The organism is Bradyrhizobium sp. BR 10289 (assembly GCF_019455385.1).
In the GTDB taxonomy this organism is placed as follows: domain Bacteria; phylum Pseudomonadota; class Alphaproteobacteria; order Rhizobiales; family Xanthobacteraceae; genus Bradyrhizobium.
Map to the genome: position 1 here is coordinate 203,354 of NZ_JACOFR010000006.1, position 16,007 is coordinate 219,360.

At 66.2% G+C, this 16,007-nt stretch carries 14 protein-coding genes; 10 read left to right on the plus strand and 4 right to left on the minus strand.

The window, feature by feature from the left end:
* Nucleotides 1-143: 143 nt before the first annotated feature.
* The 8 genes from HYH08_RS13705 (at nucleotide 144) to HYH08_RS13740 (ending at nucleotide 9,098) form a co-directional block, all read left to right on the plus strand.
* Nucleotides 144-1,796, plus strand: coding sequence for an NAD-dependent malic enzyme (locus HYH08_RS13705; RefSeq protein ID WP_220010331.1), 1,653 nt, complete (start codon nucleotides 144-146; stop codon nucleotides 1,794-1,796).
* Between the two features lie 383 nt (nucleotides 1,797-2,179).
* The gene (locus tag HYH08_RS13710; protein WP_220010332.1) at nucleotides 2,180-2,572 is read left to right on the plus strand and encodes a BlaI/MecI/CopY family transcriptional regulator; all 393 of its coding nucleotides are present in this window, start codon (nucleotides 2,180-2,182) and stop codon (nucleotides 2,570-2,572) included.
* The gene (locus tag HYH08_RS13715) at nucleotides 2,569-5,088 is read left to right on the plus strand and encodes a M56 family metallopeptidase (protein WP_220010333.1); all 2,520 of its coding nucleotides are present in this window, start codon (nucleotides 2,569-2,571) and stop codon (nucleotides 5,086-5,088) included. Before HYH08_RS13710 ends, HYH08_RS13715 begins: the two co-directional genes overlap by 4 nt.
* Nucleotides 5,089-5,256: 168 nt before the next feature.
* Entirely contained in the window at nucleotides 5,257-6,714 is a 1,458-nt protein-coding gene (locus HYH08_RS13720; RefSeq protein ID WP_220010334.1) for a DUF1800 domain-containing protein, read from the plus strand.
* A 2-nt stretch (nucleotides 6,715-6,716) separates the two neighbouring features.
* A complete protein-coding gene (locus HYH08_RS13725) occupies nucleotides 6,717-7,967 on the plus strand; it encodes a DUF1501 domain-containing protein (protein ID WP_220010335.1) in 1,251 nt (416 codons plus the stop codon).
* A gap of 34 nt (nucleotides 7,968-8,001) precedes the next feature.
* Nucleotides 8,002-8,166, plus strand: coding sequence for a hypothetical protein (locus HYH08_RS13730; protein ID WP_220010336.1), 165 nt, complete (start codon nucleotides 8,002-8,004; stop codon nucleotides 8,164-8,166).
* 153 nt (nucleotides 8,167-8,319) lie between these two features.
* Complete coding sequence (locus HYH08_RS13735) at nucleotides 8,320-8,838, plus strand: septal ring lytic transglycosylase RlpA family protein (RefSeq protein WP_220010337.1); 519 nt, start codon at nucleotides 8,320-8,322, stop codon at nucleotides 8,836-8,838.
* A 104-nt stretch (nucleotides 8,839-8,942) separates the two neighbouring features.
* The gene (locus tag HYH08_RS13740) at nucleotides 8,943-9,098 is read left to right on the plus strand and encodes a hypothetical protein (protein WP_220010338.1); all 156 of its coding nucleotides are present in this window, start codon (nucleotides 8,943-8,945) and stop codon (nucleotides 9,096-9,098) included.
* A gap of 279 nt (nucleotides 9,099-9,377) precedes the next feature.
* Here HYH08_RS13740 and HYH08_RS13745 read toward each other — a convergent pair whose 3' ends face one another.
* The 3 genes from HYH08_RS13745 to HYH08_RS13755 all read right to left on the minus strand — a co-directional run bounded on the left by HYH08_RS13745 (nucleotide 9,378) and on the right by HYH08_RS13755 (nucleotide 11,155).
* Complete coding sequence (locus HYH08_RS13745) at nucleotides 9,378-9,683, minus strand: hypothetical protein (protein ID WP_220010339.1); 306 nt, start codon at nucleotides 9,681-9,683, stop codon at nucleotides 9,378-9,380.
* Nucleotides 9,684-9,795: 112 nt separating this feature from the next.
* The gene (locus HYH08_RS13750) at nucleotides 9,796-10,068 is read right to left on the minus strand and encodes a hypothetical protein (RefSeq protein WP_220010340.1); all 273 of its coding nucleotides are present in this window, start codon (nucleotides 10,066-10,068) and stop codon (nucleotides 9,796-9,798) included.
* A 151-nt stretch (nucleotides 10,069-10,219) separates the two neighbouring features.
* Nucleotides 10,220-11,155 carry a LysR substrate-binding domain-containing protein gene (locus tag HYH08_RS13755; protein WP_228747812.1) on the minus strand — a complete coding sequence of 312 codons (936 nt, stop codon included), beginning with the start codon at nucleotides 11,153-11,155 and terminating at the stop codon, nucleotides 10,220-10,222.
* Between the two features lie 81 nt (nucleotides 11,156-11,236).
* Between HYH08_RS13755 and HYH08_RS13760 the strand changes: the two genes are divergently transcribed.
* Nucleotides 11,237-12,628, plus strand: coding sequence for an MFS transporter (locus HYH08_RS13760; RefSeq protein ID WP_220010341.1), 1,392 nt, complete (start codon nucleotides 11,237-11,239; stop codon nucleotides 12,626-12,628).
* Nucleotides 12,629-12,655: 27 nt separating this feature from the next.
* Here the strand turns inward: HYH08_RS13760 and HYH08_RS13765 are convergent, their stop codons facing one another.
* Nucleotides 12,656-15,346: a flavin-containing monooxygenase gene (locus HYH08_RS13765; RefSeq protein WP_220010342.1), complete on the minus strand. Its 2,691-nt coding sequence runs from the start codon at nucleotides 15,344-15,346 to the stop codon at nucleotides 12,656-12,658.
* 261 nt (nucleotides 15,347-15,607) lie between these two features.
* On the opposite strand from HYH08_RS13765, the gene HYH08_RS13770 reads away from it, so the two are divergent.
* Nucleotides 15,608-15,784, plus strand: coding sequence for a hypothetical protein (locus tag HYH08_RS13770; protein ID WP_228747813.1), 177 nt, complete (start codon nucleotides 15,608-15,610; stop codon nucleotides 15,782-15,784).
* Nucleotides 15,785-16,007 lie beyond the last annotated feature (223 nt).

A 16,007-nucleotide genomic window follows, 5' to 3' on the forward strand; every position in this document is an offset into this window, starting at 1 on the left:
ACTATTGTCGCGAGTGATCTCTCGCGCCTAGCCTCGCTGCGGTGCGAGATCACAATCGATGTGCTGGTTGCTGCGTCCTTGATCTCGGGGGAGCGCTGGCCGACAATGGCCGCCCTTCAATAAGAAACTCCCTGGGGGATTTCGTGAATAGACCTGCTCGGGTCAGCGCCCATTCGACCTCATCCGACACCGCGCACGGCATCGCGCTGCTGCGCGATCCCTTGCTCAACAAGGGCACCGCCTTCACGGAGGCGGAGCGCGATACGCTCGGCCTGCGCGGCCTGCTGCCGCCCTGCGTGCTGACGATGGAGACGCAGGCTCAACGCGTGCTGACCAATCTGCGCATGCTGCCGACGGATCTGGAAAAATTCGTCGCGCTGAACGCGCTGCATGACCGCAACGAGGCGCTGTTCTTCCGCGTCGTCGTCGACAATATCGACGAGATCCAGCCGATCATCTACACGCCGACGGTCGGGCTCGCCTGCCAGAAATTCGGTCTGATCTACCAGCGGCCGCGCGGCATGTTCATTTCCTCGCGCGATCGTGGCCAGATCGCGGACATCCTGAAGAACTGGCCCAATTCCGCCAAGCTGATCGTGGTCACCGACGGCGAGCGCATTCTGGGCCTCGGCGATCTCGGCGCCAACGGCATGGGCATTCCGGTCGGCAAGCTCTCGCTCTATTCGGCCTGCGCGGGCGTGCATCCGGAAGCTTGCCTGCCCATTGTTCTGGACGTTGGCACCAACAACGAAGAGCTGCTGGCGGATCCCTATTATCTGGGCCTGCGCGAACGCCGCCTCACCGGCGAGGCCTATGACAGCTTTGTCGATGAATTCGTGACAGCCGCGCGAAAAACCTTTCCGGGCGTGCTGATCCAGTTCGAGGACTTTGCCAATCACTCCGCGTTCAAGCTGCTGCACAAATACCGGGATGAAGCCTGCGTCTTCAACGACGACATCCAGGGCACCGCGGCGGTGGCGCTGGCCGGCCTGTTCTCGGCGTTGCGCGTCTCCGGCGGCAAGCTGAAGGACCAGAAGATCCTGTTCCTCGGCGCGGGCGAGGCGGCGACCGGCATTGCCGACCTGGTTGTCTCCGCGATGATGGCAGAGGGCGCAACGGAAGCCGAAGCACTCCGTCGCAACTGGCTAGTGGATTCCCGCGGGCTCGTCGTCAGCGGCCGCGACGGCCTGCACGGGCACAAGCTGCGCTATGCCCATACCGAGCAGGCGCCGATCGCCGACTTCCTCACCGCGATCCAGACGCTGAAGCCGACGGCGATCATCGGCGTCGCCGCGGTCGGCGGCGCCTTCACGCCCGAGGTGCTCAAGGCGATGGCCGGGCTCAACGAGCAGCCGATCGTGTTCGCGCTGTCCAACCCGACCTCGAAGGCCGAATGCTCGGCGGAGGATGCCTATCGCTATACCGAGGGCCGCGCGCTGTTCGCCTGCGGCAGCCCTTACGATCCTGTGAAGCTCAACGGCCGCACCTTCGTGCCGCGCCAGGGCAATAATTCCTACATCTTCCCCGGCGTCGGCCTCGGCGTCATCGCCAGCCGCTCAAAGCTCGTCACCGACGAGATGTTCATGGCGGCGGCCCATACGCTCGCCGATTGCGTCGGCAAGGAGGATCTCGCCCAGGGCAGCCTCTATCCGGCCCTCCCGCGCATCCGCGAGGTCTCGGCCAAGATCGCGGCGGCTGTGGCGGATGTCGCGTACCAGCGCGGGCTCGCGGATGGTCCTGCGCCGAACGATGTGAAGGCCCTGGTGCAGTCGCAGATGTACGAGCCGAAATATTGAGGCCTACAATCCAGATCGAGCTCGCGGACGCAGCCCCTCACCCCACCCTCTCCCCGTAAGAACGGGGCGAGGGAGCGAGGGAGCGGCGCGTCCCTAACGTCCGATGATCAGCTAATCGTTCGCGGTGGCGCTTCTTAACCTCTCCCCGCTCTTTGCGGGGAGAGGTCGGATTGCCTCCGGCGATGCGAAGCATCGTCCGGCGCAATCCGGGTGAGGGGCAAGGCACCCTGCAGGCCAGATCGGAGGCCCGTCCGAGTCGCCAACCCTCGTCAGCCCAGCCCGCCCGCACCGCCATTCCCGCCGGAATCGCCGTTGCCCGGCACGGCCGCATATGCGACAATCCGTAACGTTACAAGAAACTCAAATCCGCAAGGTCAGCTGCCATGGACGATCGTTTGCCTGAACTGGGCGACCTCGAGCACGAGGTCATGCAATTGGTTTGGGCCCATGGTCCTGTCACCGCCGAGGTGGTGCGGGAGCGGTTGTCGCGAAAGCTGAAGGAATCGACCGTGCGCACGGTGCTGCGCCGGCTCGAGGAAAAGGGTTATGCTCACCATACGGTGGACGGACGCACCTATGTCTACCAGGCTGCCGAACCGCGCGCGAAGGTCGCGGCCAAGGCGGTGCAGCGCATCGTCGACTGGTTCTGCAACGGCTCGATCGAGGAGGTCCTGGTCGGCATGGTGGACAACAAGATGCTCGACCAGCAGCAATTGCGCACGCTGGCCGACCAGGTGGCCAAGGCGAAGAAGGCGAGGGGAGTGAAGAACGAATGATCGCAACTCTGGCGGAGGCGGCGCTACGCTCCTTTGTGCTGGGAGGCGTCGTCTGGTTCGGTCTCAACCTGTTTCGCGTGCGCAATCCGCACGTTCACATGACGGCGTGGGTCGTCGTGCTCATCGCGTCGCTGGCGATGCCCTTCGTGATGCACTGGCCGACGTTGACGATCACCCGGCTGCCGCTGCCGGTTGCGATGCCGGATGATTTTCCGCCGGCCGACATGTCGATGCTGGAGACGCCGCAACCCGCGCTGCCGATCGCACCTCACCCGGCCGTCGCGCCGCCGGTGAAAAGCGTCGTCTCGATCAATTGGTGGCTGCTTGCCACACTGGTCTATGCCGGCGTCGCCGGCCTGTTGCTGCTGCGGCTTGCGATCGGGCTCGGCCTGACCTGGCGCCTCGCGCGCGCGGCAAAGCCGGTGAAGGGCGCGCAGATGACCAGTGCCGACGTGCGCGTCAGCCGCGATGTTGGCGGCCCCGTCACCTTCGGCTCGACCATTCTGGTGCCGCCGCAATTTGCCGGCTGGGACGCCAAGAAGCGCCTCGCGGTTCTCGCCCATGAAGGCGCGCATGTCGCCAACCGCGATTTCTACGTCCTGCTGCTCGCGGCGCTGAACCGCGCGGTGTTCTGGTTCAGCCCGTTCTCGTGGTGGCAACTCGCGCGCCTTGCCGAGCTCGCCGAGATCATCAGCGACGCGCAGGCGATCGAGGTGATCGACGACCGGCTGTCCTATGCGGAAATCCTGCTCGATTTTGCCAGCAGCGTGAAGCCGCGGCCCCTGGAGCTGGCGATGGCACGGGCTTCGACCGTGCGCGCCCGCGTCGAGCGCATCATCGCGGCGGCCGCGATGCCCGCGGCGGTCGGCTGGCGCAAGCGGCTGTGGATCGCGGCCGCGATCGTTCCGGTCGTGATCGTCTCCGCCGGCATGATCGCCTATCGCACGCCGGATCCGGCGCCCGGTGTCGCCGATGCCGGCGAGGTGCCGGCGCAACATTACCGCCCCTTCGTCAATTTCTATGCGATGGGCCCGGCCTCGGTGTTCGCGGTCTTCCGCGAGGGCGACGAGATCTACGGCCAGCTCACCGGTCAGCGTAAAATGCGCCTGACGGTGAGCGCTGACGGCACCGCGACCTACCCGGCATCCTCCGGCGAGATCACGTTCTCGGCCGATGCGGAGCGTCGCTCGTCCGAGTTGATGCTGCGCATGAACGGCCGCGACGTGCGTGCGGTTCGGGTCGCCGAAATGCCGATCTCGGCCACTGAGCCTGCCGCGCTCGATCAATATGCCGGCTGGTACAGGATTGCGCCGAACCGCGTGCTGACGGTGCGGCGTGACGGCGACCGGCTCCAGGTGCAGGAAACCGTGCAGGGACCGGCGACGCTTTTGGCCGAGGGGGCCGACGTCTTCTCGATCCACGGCGAGAATCTCCTGATCTTCCTGCGTGACGGGCAGTCGAAGGTCGCGCGCGTCCTGGTGCAGAATTCGGTGTTCGGCGCACGGCTTGCGCCGCGGATCGATGCGGCGGTGGCGCAGGCGATCGAGGCGGATTTCGCGCGCCGCCTTGCCGAGGCGCCTGACCGGTTCAGGCAGCAGGTCCCGGCTGACGGCAGCAAGGAGGTCATCCTGCGCGGAATCGAGGATCTGCGCCGCGGTACGCCGAACTACGACCGCATGAGCGCGCCGCTCGCGGCCAAGATCCATCGCTACCTCGAGGAAACGCAGGCGACATTCGTGGCGCTCGGTGCCCTCGAGTCGATCTTCTTCCGCGGCGTCGGCCCCGGCGGCTACGACATCTATGGCGCCAAGTTCGAGAATGGCACGGCGGAATTCCGTCTGCTGCTCGAGCCCGACGGCAAGGCCGGCGACGTGATCTTCCGGGCCGACGGCAATGACGAGCTCGGCGGCATCCTGCCTTGCGCCGACGAGGCGAAGGTGCGCGGCCGCGCCGGCACCTCGCCGATCCGGATCATGATCTACAATGAGATGGGCGAGGACATCCGCGTCTTCAATCTCGATGCCGACGGCAATCGCAAGGCCGAGAGCGTCGTCAGGCCCAACATGAGCTGGGCCGCGACGACCACCGTGAACAATCCCTGGGTGATTGCCGACAGATCGGGGCGGTGCCTCGAGGTGCTGGTGCCGGGCCGGCAGACGCGCTTCCACAATGTCGAAGCCTCCAGCATCGGCGCCAAGCCCGGACGCGCGGCGCGCCGCGCTGTTCCGATCGCCAATGGCGAGGACATGCTGCGCCGCTATATCGAGGCCGTCGGCAAGGGCCAGCCCGACTACGAGCACATGACGCCCGAGGTCGCCGACATCACGCGCCAGCAGCTTCCGTTCGACCAAGCGATCCTGGCGAAGCTTGGCGCGCTGCGTGCGGTGTCGTTCCGCGGCGTCACCGCGCTCGACAGCGACATCTACATCGCCCAGTTCGCCAACGGTTCGGCGGAATGGCGGATCGGCGTCCGGAACGGCACCATCACCAAGATCGCGCTCGGGCCCAATTTCTAGGATCGTCGCGACCGCCGTCCGTCGCAACTAAAGCGCGGCCCGACAGGGGCGGGGATGGTTCAATCTCCGCTTGCGGCGCCTTGTCCCGAGTGTTACGATGCGTAGCATTACGGATCGTAGCCTCGTCCGGCGAGCCGCCGGCAGCTTCGAGAGAATTGGGCGTTCGCCATGAGCAATTCTGCAAAGGCCGCCGCCGTGCTGGCGCTTCATCGCTTCGGCATGGGGCCGCGGCCGGGATCGGTGGCTGCACTCGGCAGCGACCCGCGCGGTGCGCTGATCGCCGAACTCGACCGGCCGCTCGCGCTGACCGCAGCCGCGAGCCTTCCTCCCAGCGCGAAAGCCTATCGCATCGTGGCCGATGCCAATGCGCGGCGGGCGGCGCGCGCCAAGCAGGCGCAGCAGCAGGCCAAGAAGCAGCAGATGGCGGCCGCGACCGCGATGTCCGAAGACCAGACGCAAGGTCAGGCGCAGGACAAGGATAAAGACGTTGCCGAAATGGCGGCCAAGCAGGCGGCCGAAGCCGTGCCCGATCCCGGCCGTCCGATCTATCTGCAGGAAGCCAAGCTGCGCACCGAAGCCGCGCTCGTCGCCGAGATCGGCTTCGCCGAGCGGCTGGTGTGGTTCTGGTCCAACCATTTCTGCATCTCGGCCAACAAGATCCAGAGCATGTCCGGCGCCTATGAGCGCGAAGCGGTGCGCCCCAACGTGCTTGGCCGTTTCGTCGATCTCCTCTTGGCTGTCGAGGGCCATCCGGCGATGCTGTTCTATCTCGACAATCTGGGCTCGATGGGCGCGAACTCGATCGCGGGCATCAACCGCAGTCGCGGCCTCAACGAGAACATCGCGCGCGAGATCATGGAGCTGCATACGCTCGGCGTGCGCACCGGCTACACCCAGGACGACGTCATCAGCTTCGCCAATGTCATGACCGGATGGACGCTGGTGCCGCCCGGCGACAATCCCGAGCACGGCGGCGAGTTCATCTTCAATCCGCGGCTGCACGAGCCCGGCGGGCAGACCGTGCTCGGCAAGCTCTACGAGCAGGAGGATGTCGAGCAGGGCCGCGCAGTGCTGCGCGATCTCGCCGCCAATCCTGCGACCGCAACCCATGTCGCGACCAAGCTCGCGCGGCACTTCGTCGCCGACGAGCCGCCGCCGGTGCTGGTCGAGCAGATGGCGAAGACATTTCGCGACACCGAGGGCGATCTCAAGCAGGTCGCGATCGCGATGGTGTCGTCGGACGAGGCCTGGCGCGGGCCGCCGTCGAAGCTCAAACGTCCCAGCGAATGGGGCGTCGGCATGGTGCGCGCGACGGGCATCACCACCGTCGACCCTGAACGATTCACCGGCGGCCAGGCGCTGCTCGGCGAGGCGCTGTGGCGTCCGTCCGCGCCCAAAGGCTATCCCGACGACGAGGCCAGCTGGATCGACGGCGTCGGCCGCCGGCTCGACATCGCCAACAATTTTGCCGAGCGCATCGCCGGCATGGCCGATCCGCAAGCGATCATCGCGGACGTCTTCGCGTCCGAGATCGCGCCCGAGGTGAAGCAGGCGGTCGGCCGCGCCGAGAGCCGGCAGCAGGCGCTCGCGCTGCTGTTCATGTCGGCCGATTTTCAGAGGAGGTGAGCATGGGCATCGCCAATCATCTGCCGACGCGGCGGGAGCTCCTCGTCGGCTCCGGCGCGCTGTTCGCTTGGAGCCAGATGCCGCGGATTGCGCGCGCGGAAGGGCGCGATCCGCGCCTGCTCGTCGTCATCCTGCGCGGCGCGCTCGACGGCCTCGGTGCCGTTGCGCCGGTCGGCGATCCCGACTGGATCTCGCTGCGCGGCGATCGCGCGCTGCTGCTCGACGGCAAGCCACAGGCGCTGCCGCTCGATTCCTTCTTTGCCCTCAATCCGGCGATGCCGAACCTGCATCGTCTCTACAAGATCGGGAAAGCCGCGATCGTCCACGCCACGGCGACGCCCTATCGCGAGCGCTCGCATTTCGATGGCCAGGACGTGCTGGAGAGCGGCTTCACCAAGCCGGGTGCCACGGCATCCGGATGGCTCAACCGCGCGCTGCTCGCGATGGAATCCGGCGGACGTGTCGATCCCCACGGCAGCCGCGCGCTCGGCATCGGCTCGGTGACGCCGCTGGTGGTGCGCGGCGCGGCGCCGGTCATGACATGGGTACCGCAAAAGCTGCTCCCCGCGAGCGAGGACACGCAGAACCGCCTGCTCGATCTCTACCAGCACACCGACCCGAAGCTTGCGACCGTGCTTCAGGCGCGCATGAAACTGGCTTCGCTTGGCGGCGCGCGCGGCAGCGGCGATCCCATGCCGGACGATCCGACGCTGATGCCGCCGGGCGCGGCCCGCGTGCGCGCGTTTTTTGCCGAAGCCGCCGGCACGGCCGCGCGCTATCTGGCGAAACCCGACGGGCCGCGCGTCGGTGCGATGGGCTTTGTCGGCTGGGATACGCACATCGCCGAAGGCGCGGCCTCCGGCCAGCTCTACAATCTGCTCGGCGCGCTCGACGGTGCGTTTGCCGCGATCGAAACCAACATGAGCGAGGTGTGGCACGAGACGGTGGTCGCGGTCGTTACCGAGTTCGGCCGCACTGCGCGCATCAACGGCACGGAAGGCACCGATCACGGCACCGGCACGGTCGCCTTCCTGATCGGCGGCGGGCTCACCGGCGGCTGCGTGATCGCGGACTGGCCGGGCCTGAAGCCGGCGCAGCTGTTCGAGGATCGCGACCTCAAGCCGACCACCGATCTGCGCGCCGTGCTGAAGGGGCTGCTGAGAGATCATTTGCGTGTCGACGAGAAGGTGCTCGCCGAAGCAGTCTTCCCCGGCAGCGCCGACGTCAAACCGATGGGAGGCCTCGTCGGCTGACGACGCGGTCTCTCGCGACAGGATCGGGTTCGTGATGTGCACACTGACACAACGAGAGCTCGACTTTCTGGCCGGCCTGAAAACCGGCTGGCGACGGCTCTATCGGCGCGAGCTGATGCGGCTTCTGCGGGGTGATGCCGAGCCTGGCGAGGATCAGCCGGGCGCGCGCCCGATCCTCTGGCGCATCGTATCGGGCTGATTTTCTTGCCCGCCTGTCCCGATTCAGGACATCGACTGTGGTGGAATCGCCACAGCCGGCGTCGAAACGGCCGCGGCCTCAGGCCCGCTTTTCTTCCGACAAGGTTCTGCCCCGATTGCCCACCGAAACTTAAACGTGTTCGGAGGGCGCATCATGTCTCGCTTTGCAAGTGCCGAAACCGCCGGGATCTCGCTGGCAAGCTCGAGCCGGTCGCTGCTCGCTGTCATCGCTGCCGCCTCGCTCGCCGCCTGCGCGCAATCGCCGGTCGGCCGGCAAAAGGCCGATCTCGGCACCACCACAAGGCAGGCCGTGGTCGAACGACCGCATCGCGTGGCAGCGCTGCATCCGCGGCCGATCAGCCGGGTGCGCGTCCCGGACAGCGATGCAAAGCAAACCGCCTCGCATGGCGTTGCCAGCTTCTACTCGGATACGGAAACCGCGAGCGGCGAGAAGTTCGACAAGAACGAATTGACCGCGGCGCATCCGAGCCTGCCGTTCGGCACCAAGCTGCGGGTCACCGACGTCTCTTCCGGGCGCTTCGTCACCGTCCGGGTCAACGATCGCGGCCCCTATGTTCGCGGCCGTGTCGTCGACATCTCGCCGTCCGCGGCCGAGGCGCTCGGCATGGTCGACAAGGGTGTGGCCAATGTCAGGCTCGACGTGGTGCGATAGCTGGAATTCATCGAGCTCAGACGCTGCTGCCTTAACCGGCTGTTAGCCGCATCTGGCGCACCATGGCTGCCCAAACAAATCCGGGCTTTTGGGGAGGCGGGCGCTTGAACACGATCCAGTATCTCGAAGATCAGGCCGCGCGTGCCGAGCGGCTCGCCAAACGGATCACGGATACGCTGACGATCGAAAAGCTCCTGACCTTCGCCGGCGAACGCCGCCGCGAGATCGAGGTCATCGCCGCCAGGCGGCGACCCGCATAACTCCTTCAGACCATGCATTGAACGCATCCGCACACGCTGCAAAGCGCGGAACTTCTTCTCGTGTCCTGCGTCATCTGGGCAGTACATTGAGGAGGAGGAAGTCATGGGTTTTGGACGAGGTGCTTTGCTTTGGTTGCTTGGCGTGCCGCTGCCGATCGTTCTGCTGCTGGCATTGTTCTGGCACCACTGAGATTGTTACACGAAAAGCGCCGCGGAAGCGGCGCTTTTTTGTTGCCTGCGATGTAGAGCTTAGAGAAGCCGAGAGGCGAAGACGCGTCGTCAGCTGTGGTTCTCCACGAAGTCGCTGAGATAGTCCGGCAATGTCACGCCATCGATGTCGCAGCGCGCCCTGATTTCATCGGCAACATCGGTCGAGATGTCCTTGGCCCAGTGCTCGAGCGTGTTGAACGAGATCACCTTGATGGGATCGTTGAAGCAGCCGGCGACGAGTTCGCCGATGGTGGTTTCGAGATCGCTCCGCTCGATCCGGATTTCCGTCGCCTTGTCGCGGCGGTCGATCACCACGAACAGGGTCTGGTCCGCGCCATAAGGCACGACCGGGGAAGGCACGCCAGCTTCAAGCATGTTAGATACCCACGCCTTGGCTTCCGATCTCCGTTAACGGGAAAAACCGGACGAAGGTTCCTGCCCCGGAGAAGCTCGTCGTGCCTTTGCAGAAAGCGGCGTCTGCACGCAATCAGAGAAATTCGCGAAGCCGCGAAAGCTCGATGACGTGTTCTGGCGAGAGCACATCCGTCACCAGCGGCGGTTGCGCCATGGTGTGGATCTCATAGAGATGCCGGGTCTTCGCCGGCTTCTGCATGAAAGCCGAGATGCATTCGTCGAGCGTGCCTTCGCTGACTTGGTAGCTCTCGCGATCCGGCTGGCGCTGGTTGGCCAGCGAGGGCCATTTGTGCAGCGTTGCACGCGCGCCGAAATCGACTTTTGACTCTCCGACTACGTCCCCCATCGCCCCCGTCTCACTCACGCAAAAAACGCCCCAGCACGCGGATTTGCGTGCCGGGGCCCACACCTATCGCTGCATCTCAATGCCACTGGCCCCCCTCAACGCGGCAGCCGGGAAATAGTTCCTGGCTAATCCGCGCGGCGCCAGCTCGATGCTAAATCTTGGGAATTTGCAGGATCCAGCGGGCAAACGCCTTCACCCGGCGATCTTCTGCCATTGCCGCTGGCCAGCGCACGATCTGGGTCTTGCTCGATGGCAAATCCCACGATTGCGGGAGCACGCGCACCAGCCTGCCGTCCTTGAGGGCGTCCTGAACCAGCAGCGAGCGTGCGAGCACGATTCCATTGCCTGCGAGGGCGGCGGCGATGGCGGTCGCGATGGTCGCAAAACGGATCTCCGCAGGCGGAGGGCGGCCCAGGCCCAATCGCTCGAACCAGGTCGTCCAGGACCACTCGGTCCCATTGTCTTCGCCGGCCCGGCCCTTGTGCAGGAGCGGCAATGATTTGAGGCGCGTCGGGTCGGTCAGGGGACGCCGGCCTGGCAGCAGGCGGGGGTGGCAGACCGGGTACACATGCTCACGAAACAGCAATCGCTGTGTGGACGTCGGCCTGAAGCCGGCTGCTGGTTGCCACACCACCGCGACGTCAAGATCGGCCGACCTCGCTTGTGCGTCGGCGTCACGTACCGCCAGTTCAACCGGTATGCCGGGATGTGTTTGCGCGAAATCCGGCAAGCGGCGCACGAGCCAGTAGTCGGCAAGCGCTGCGCTGACGCCGACCTTCAAGGCGGGAGGCGGCGCGGCCGCGCGGCACAGCGCGCGAAAGTCGGCCATCCTCGCGAGCAGGCCGGCCAACTCGTTCGAGAGCGCAATGCCGGCGGGGGTGGCGCTCACCCCGGTCGGTTGCCGAATGAGCAGAGGCATGCCGACGAAGTCTTCGAGCTTGCGAAGGCGATGACTGACCGCGCTCTGTGTCAGCCCGAGTTCTGCCGAGGCGCGCGTGACGCTCGCATGGCGCAGGCTGGCCTCGAACGCAATCAGGCCATCGAAGGGAGGAAATGAGCGCATCGCATCATCATGAATGAATTTCATGGCGATGTGAACAGCTCGCATTGGCGCGTGGCCCGCGCGGGCGGGCATATCGGGGAGAGACCCCTTCACGGTTGGAAAACGATGGTCAGGACCGAACTCCCTACGCAGCCGCGGAACTGTCGGCGCGACCTGCTGCTGCCGGCGGCGGTGCTCGGCCTATCGGCCTTCCTGACGCAGTTTGACGTGACGGCGGTCGTCGTCGCCATGCCGGCCATGGCGGCCGAGCTCGGTTTCGGCACCGCCGCCTATGCCTGGGTCATGGACGCCTACAGTCTGGCCTTTACCGGGGGATTGCTGGCCGCCGGTGCGCTGGCCGACAGGTATGGCCGCCGACGTGCCCTGCTCGGCGGCAACATCGTGTTCCTGGTGGGCTCGGTCGCTTGCGGCTTTGCGACGGGAGGCCCGGAGCTGTGGGCGGCTCGTGCCGTTCAAGGCCTTGGTGCGGCGTTCGTCATCACCGGAGGTATCGCGCTGATCGCGAACACCTATACCGGGCCTGACGCGCGCGCCCGCGCATTCGCGCTGATGGGTGTGCTGTCGGGTACAGCCATGGCTCTCGGGCCGACGCTTGGAGGGTTGGTCTCGACCTGGATCGGCTGGCGCTGGATTTTCCTCGGCAATATCCCGCTTTGCCTGCTCGCCCTTCTGGCCGTCCCGCGGCTGGTCGCGGAATCGCGCGGTCCTGCCGATCGTCCGCTGGATTGGAGCGGCGTCGTTCTTCTCACGCTTGCTCTTGGTCTTGCGATCGAGAGCCTGCTGATGGGGCGTGCGGCACCGGTCCGCCTTGCGGTCGGTCTCGCGGCCAGTGTGGGCCTGCTCGCCATCTTCACGATGCAGCAGCGGCGCCGGCCTGCGCCGATGTTCGACCCGGCCGTATTCGGTCGGCCGGTCATGATCGGAATTTCGTCGTTGCTGATTGCCGTCTCGATCGGATACTGGGCCGTCCTCGTTTACCTGCCGCCGTTCCTGGGTGCGGCGTTCGGCTGGACAGGCTCATCGGTCGGCTTCGTATTGCTCGTTGCGACGCTGCCGATGCTCCTGCTGCCGCCCTATGGTGCCCGTTTGGCGAAACGCTGGGGCTGGCGTCGGCTGTTCGCGACTGCGATGCTGGTGCTGGCGGCGGGCAATCTCGTTCTGGTGCTGGCGGCAAGCGGTTGGCTCCCGAACATTGGAGCCGTTCGCGCCGCGGCAGCAACAGGGATGCTGTTGATCGGGCTTGGCGCTGTGCTTGCGCACCCGCAACTGTCGGGTGCTGTCGTCGCGTTGGTGCCTCCGGACCAGGCCGGCATGGCCTCGGCCGTGACCGTGGTCATGCGCCAGGGCGGCTTTGCACTCGGCATCGCAGCGCTCGGTGCAACGCTACCGTATGATGCCACGGCTGCCGGCTACGCATGGCCGTGGCTTCTTGCGGCTCTCGCGTCCGCAGGCGGGCTGATTGCGGCCGCGATGTTGTTGCCGCACCACCAGCCCTAGCCGCAGGTCCCGGCCGCCGCGTCGTGATCAGCTCGCAGCCGCCGCGATCCTGTGCCCCGGGCTGACGTGACCGTGGCTGTGCTCGTCGTCGCGGCTGACCTCCGGCGGAAGTCCGGCGAAGCGCCGCAGGGCTTGCGCCATCTGCACCCGGCCCGGCACGCCCGTGATGATCACGTCCACCATCGTGAAGGACGAGTGGAAATGGCCGCGCGCCTTCAGCTGCTCGACCGGGACGCCTTCGGCGGCCATCGCTTCCGCATAGGCGATGCCTTCGTCGCGCAGCGGATCGAACTCGCAAGTGACGACGAAGGCCGGCGGCAGGCCGGCGACCTTGCCGCGCAGCGGCGACACCCGCGGATCAGTGCGGTCGGCCGGCGAGCAGTAGAGATCCCAGAACCAGTACATCAGCGAGCGCGTCAGGAAATAACCCGTCGCATTGTCGTTGTAGGAGGGACGATCGAAGCTGCAGTCGGTGACCGGGCACACCAGCAGCTGGCCGGCGATTTCAGGCCCGCCGCGATCGCGCGCGAGCTGGCAAGTGACGGCGGCGATGTTGCCACCGGCGCTCCAGCCCGCGACCAGCACCGGGCCCGCTCTGCCGCCGAGCTCAGTGGCATGCTCGGCGATCCAGCGCGTCGCCGCATAGCCGTCTTCCGCCGCGGTCGGGAAGCGATGCGCCGGCGCGTGGCGATAGCCGACGCTGACGAACATCATGCCCGTCCGCCGCACCATGTCGCGGCAGAACGGCTCATCCGACTGCTCGTCGCCGAGCACCCAGCCGCCGCCATGGAAATAGACCACGACGGGATGCGGCCCCGGCGAGGCCGGCTTGTAGACCCGATAGGGCAGCGGACCGTCGGGGCCAGGCAGGGTGCCGTCGACGATCTCGCCGATCGGCCGGCCGGCGGGCCGGCCCTTGTTGAACTCCCTCACGAAGGCACAGGCGCCCTCTGCGCCCATCGACTCGATCGCCGGCAAATTGAGCGTCGCCAGCAGGTTCAGCACCAGCCGCACGTCGGGCTGCAGGCGCACCACCTCGCCGTCATTGCACTGCGCGCCGCCATTCGGGCCGGTCAGCCTGAAGCCGAGCATGCCGCGGCTGACCACCTCATCGCAGATGCTGCGATAGGGGCCGACGCCGCCGGTATAGGGCATCAGGCCCTGCACCTTGCCGGGTACGTTGGCGCCCGTGTACCAGGTGTTGGCGAGCCGGTGCAGCGTCACCATCGAGCAGTCGGCCATGTGCCTGTTCCAGCCGGCCTGCGCGGTCTCGGTCGGCTCCATCGTTGAGAAGCCGGCGTCGCGCAGCGCGGCGAGGCGATCGACGACCCAGTCGACATGCTGCTCGATTGACACCGCCATGTTCGACAGCACCGACGGGCTGCCGGGCCCGGTGATCATGAAGAAGTTCGGAAAGCCCGCGACCGTGAGCCCGAGATAGCTCTGCGGCCCCTGCGCCCAGACATCGTTGAGCGACTTGCCGCCGCGTCCGGTGATCGGATGCACGGCGCGGATCGCGCCGGTCATGGCGTCGAAGCCGGTCGCGAACACGATGACATCGACATCGAAGTTGCGCTTGCCGGTGGTGATGCCGCTCGCCGTGATCGCCTTGATCGGCTCCTGGCGCAGATTGACCAGCGTGACGTTCGGCCGGTTGTACGTGGCGTAGTAATTGGTCTCGAGGCAGGGACGCTTGGCGCCGAACGGATGATCGTCCGGCATCAGCGCCGCCGCGGTCTCGGGGTCGTTGACGGCGGCGCGGATCTTCTCGCGGATCAGGTCCTGGACGATCTTGTTGCCGTCGACGTCGACGGCCTGGTCGGCCCAGAGCTGGGTCAGGATGTGGACGAGGTCGCCGGCGGCCCAGGCGCGTTCGAACCGCTCGCGGCGCTCGGCATCGCTCAATTGCCAGCTCACTACGGTCTGCTGCGGATAGGGCACGCCGGCCATCGACTGGCGCGCCTGCTCGCGATAGGCGGCGCGGTCACTCTCAAAGAAGGTTCTGCGATCCTCCGGCGCCGGACCGTTACCCGCCGGCAGCGCGAAATTCGGCGTACGCTGGAACACGGTCAGATGCGCGGCCTGCTCGGCAATCAGCGGGATCGACTGGATCGCCGACGAGCCCGTGCCGATCACTGCGACGCGTTTGCCAGCGAGGTTGACGCCGTCATGCGGCCAGCGCCCGGTGAAATAGACCTTGCCCTCGAATTCCCTGACGCCGTCGATCTCCGGCGGCTTCGGTGTCGAGAGGCAGCCGGTGGCCATGATGTAATGGCGCGCGGACACCGGCGCCCCATTGCTGGTGGTGAGCTGCCAGCGCTCGGCGGTCTCGTCCCATCTGGCTCCGGTGACCCTGGTCTTGAAGCGGATGTCGCGCCTGAGATCGTAACGGTCGGCGACGAAGCCGAGATAGCGCAGGATTTCGGGCTGGGTCGCGTATTTCTCCGACCAGGTCCAGGCCGTGTCGAGTTCCGGATCGAACGTGTAGCTGTAGTCGATGGTCTGGATATCGCAGCGCGCTCCGGGATAGCGGTTCCAGTACCAGGTGCCGCCGACATCGCCGGCCTCGTCGAGGCCGATGGCGCTGAAGCCAGCCTTGCGCAGGCGATGCAGGAGATACAGGCCGGCAAATCCGGCGCCGACCACGGCGACGTCGACCTGCTGGGCGGTTCCATCAGCGGCGTTGGAGTCACGTGCAGCGACCACTGCGTCAGGCATGGCATTCCTCCCGTGTATCTTGTTTTGCCGGCAGGCTAGCCCTGCAGGTCCGGATTGTCATCAGAACAAGTGCAATCTTCGATAGTTGGTTTGCGGCGTCATGGCGGCGCGAACGTTGCTCCATTGCACGCGTCGCGATGCACAATGGCCGTGATTGCCCGGACTAATCATGGACGATCCGTCCGTGTATGCTTGCGGTTACAAGCCACGCGTGACCTGCCGGGCGTTATGACCGAGTTAAGTGAGCGAACCAAAGCCAACATGGACGTCGTCCTGGAGGAGACGTGCCGCCAGTTGCCACATGGCGGCGATCACGACAGCCGCAGGTTCATCGCCGAGCGCCTGATCGAAGCGGCGCAGGCGGGCCACTCCACACTCGGTGAGCTCGGCATCATCGCAAGGCGGGCGCTGGCGGAGATCCTGGCGAAGGGCGGGTAGGCCTGCCGTCGCGGAGCCAAATCAGCTGCTTTTGATGTGCGTTGCGCCCTCCACATCGTCATGGCCGGGCTTGTCCCGGCCATCCACGCCTTTCCGGTGGCACGAAGAACGTGGATGCCCGGGACGAGCCCGGGCATGACGGCTGTCGCAAGTAGGGTAGCAAGACGCCCACAGAGCTTGCCTCCGCGCGTACGGCAGACGTAACTTCGTTAGAACTCTGTCG

Coding starts and splice junctions, on each gene's coding strand:
- HYH08_RS13710 (WP_220010332.1), top strand. CDS start 2,180: ATGGACGATCGTTTGCCTGAACTGGGCGACCTCGAGCACGAGGTCATG.
- HYH08_RS13715 (WP_220010333.1), top strand. CDS start 2,569: ATGATCGCAACTCTGGCGGAGGCGGCGCTACGCTCCTTTGTGCTGGGA.
- HYH08_RS13720 (WP_220010334.1), top strand. CDS start 5,257: ATGAGCAATTCTGCAAAGGCCGCCGCCGTGCTGGCGCTTCATCGCTTC.
- HYH08_RS13725 (WP_220010335.1), top strand. CDS start 6,717: ATGGGCATCGCCAATCATCTGCCGACGCGGCGGGAGCTCCTCGTCGGC.
- HYH08_RS13730 (WP_220010336.1), top strand. CDS start 8,002: ATGTGCACACTGACACAACGAGAGCTCGACTTTCTGGCCGGCCTGAAA.
- HYH08_RS13735 (WP_220010337.1), top strand. CDS start 8,320: ATGTCTCGCTTTGCAAGTGCCGAAACCGCCGGGATCTCGCTGGCAAGC.
- HYH08_RS13745 (WP_220010339.1), bottom strand. CDS start 9,683: ATGCTTGAAGCTGGCGTGCCTTCCCCGGTCGTGCCTTATGGCGCGGAC.
- HYH08_RS13750 (WP_220010340.1), bottom strand. CDS start 10,068: ATGGGGGACGTAGTCGGAGAGTCAAAAGTCGATTTCGGCGCGCGTGCA.
- HYH08_RS13755 (WP_228747812.1), bottom strand. CDS start 11,155: ATGAAATTCATTCATGATGATGCGATGCGCTCATTTCCTCCCTTCGAT.
- HYH08_RS13760 (WP_220010341.1), top strand. CDS start 11,237: ATGGTCAGGACCGAACTCCCTACGCAGCCGCGGAACTGTCGGCGCGAC.
- HYH08_RS13765 (WP_220010342.1), bottom strand. CDS start 15,346: ATGCCTGACGCAGTGGTCGCTGCACGTGACTCCAACGCCGCTGATGGA.
- HYH08_RS13770 (WP_228747813.1), top strand. CDS start 15,608: ATGGACGTCGTCCTGGAGGAGACGTGCCGCCAGTTGCCACATGGCGGC.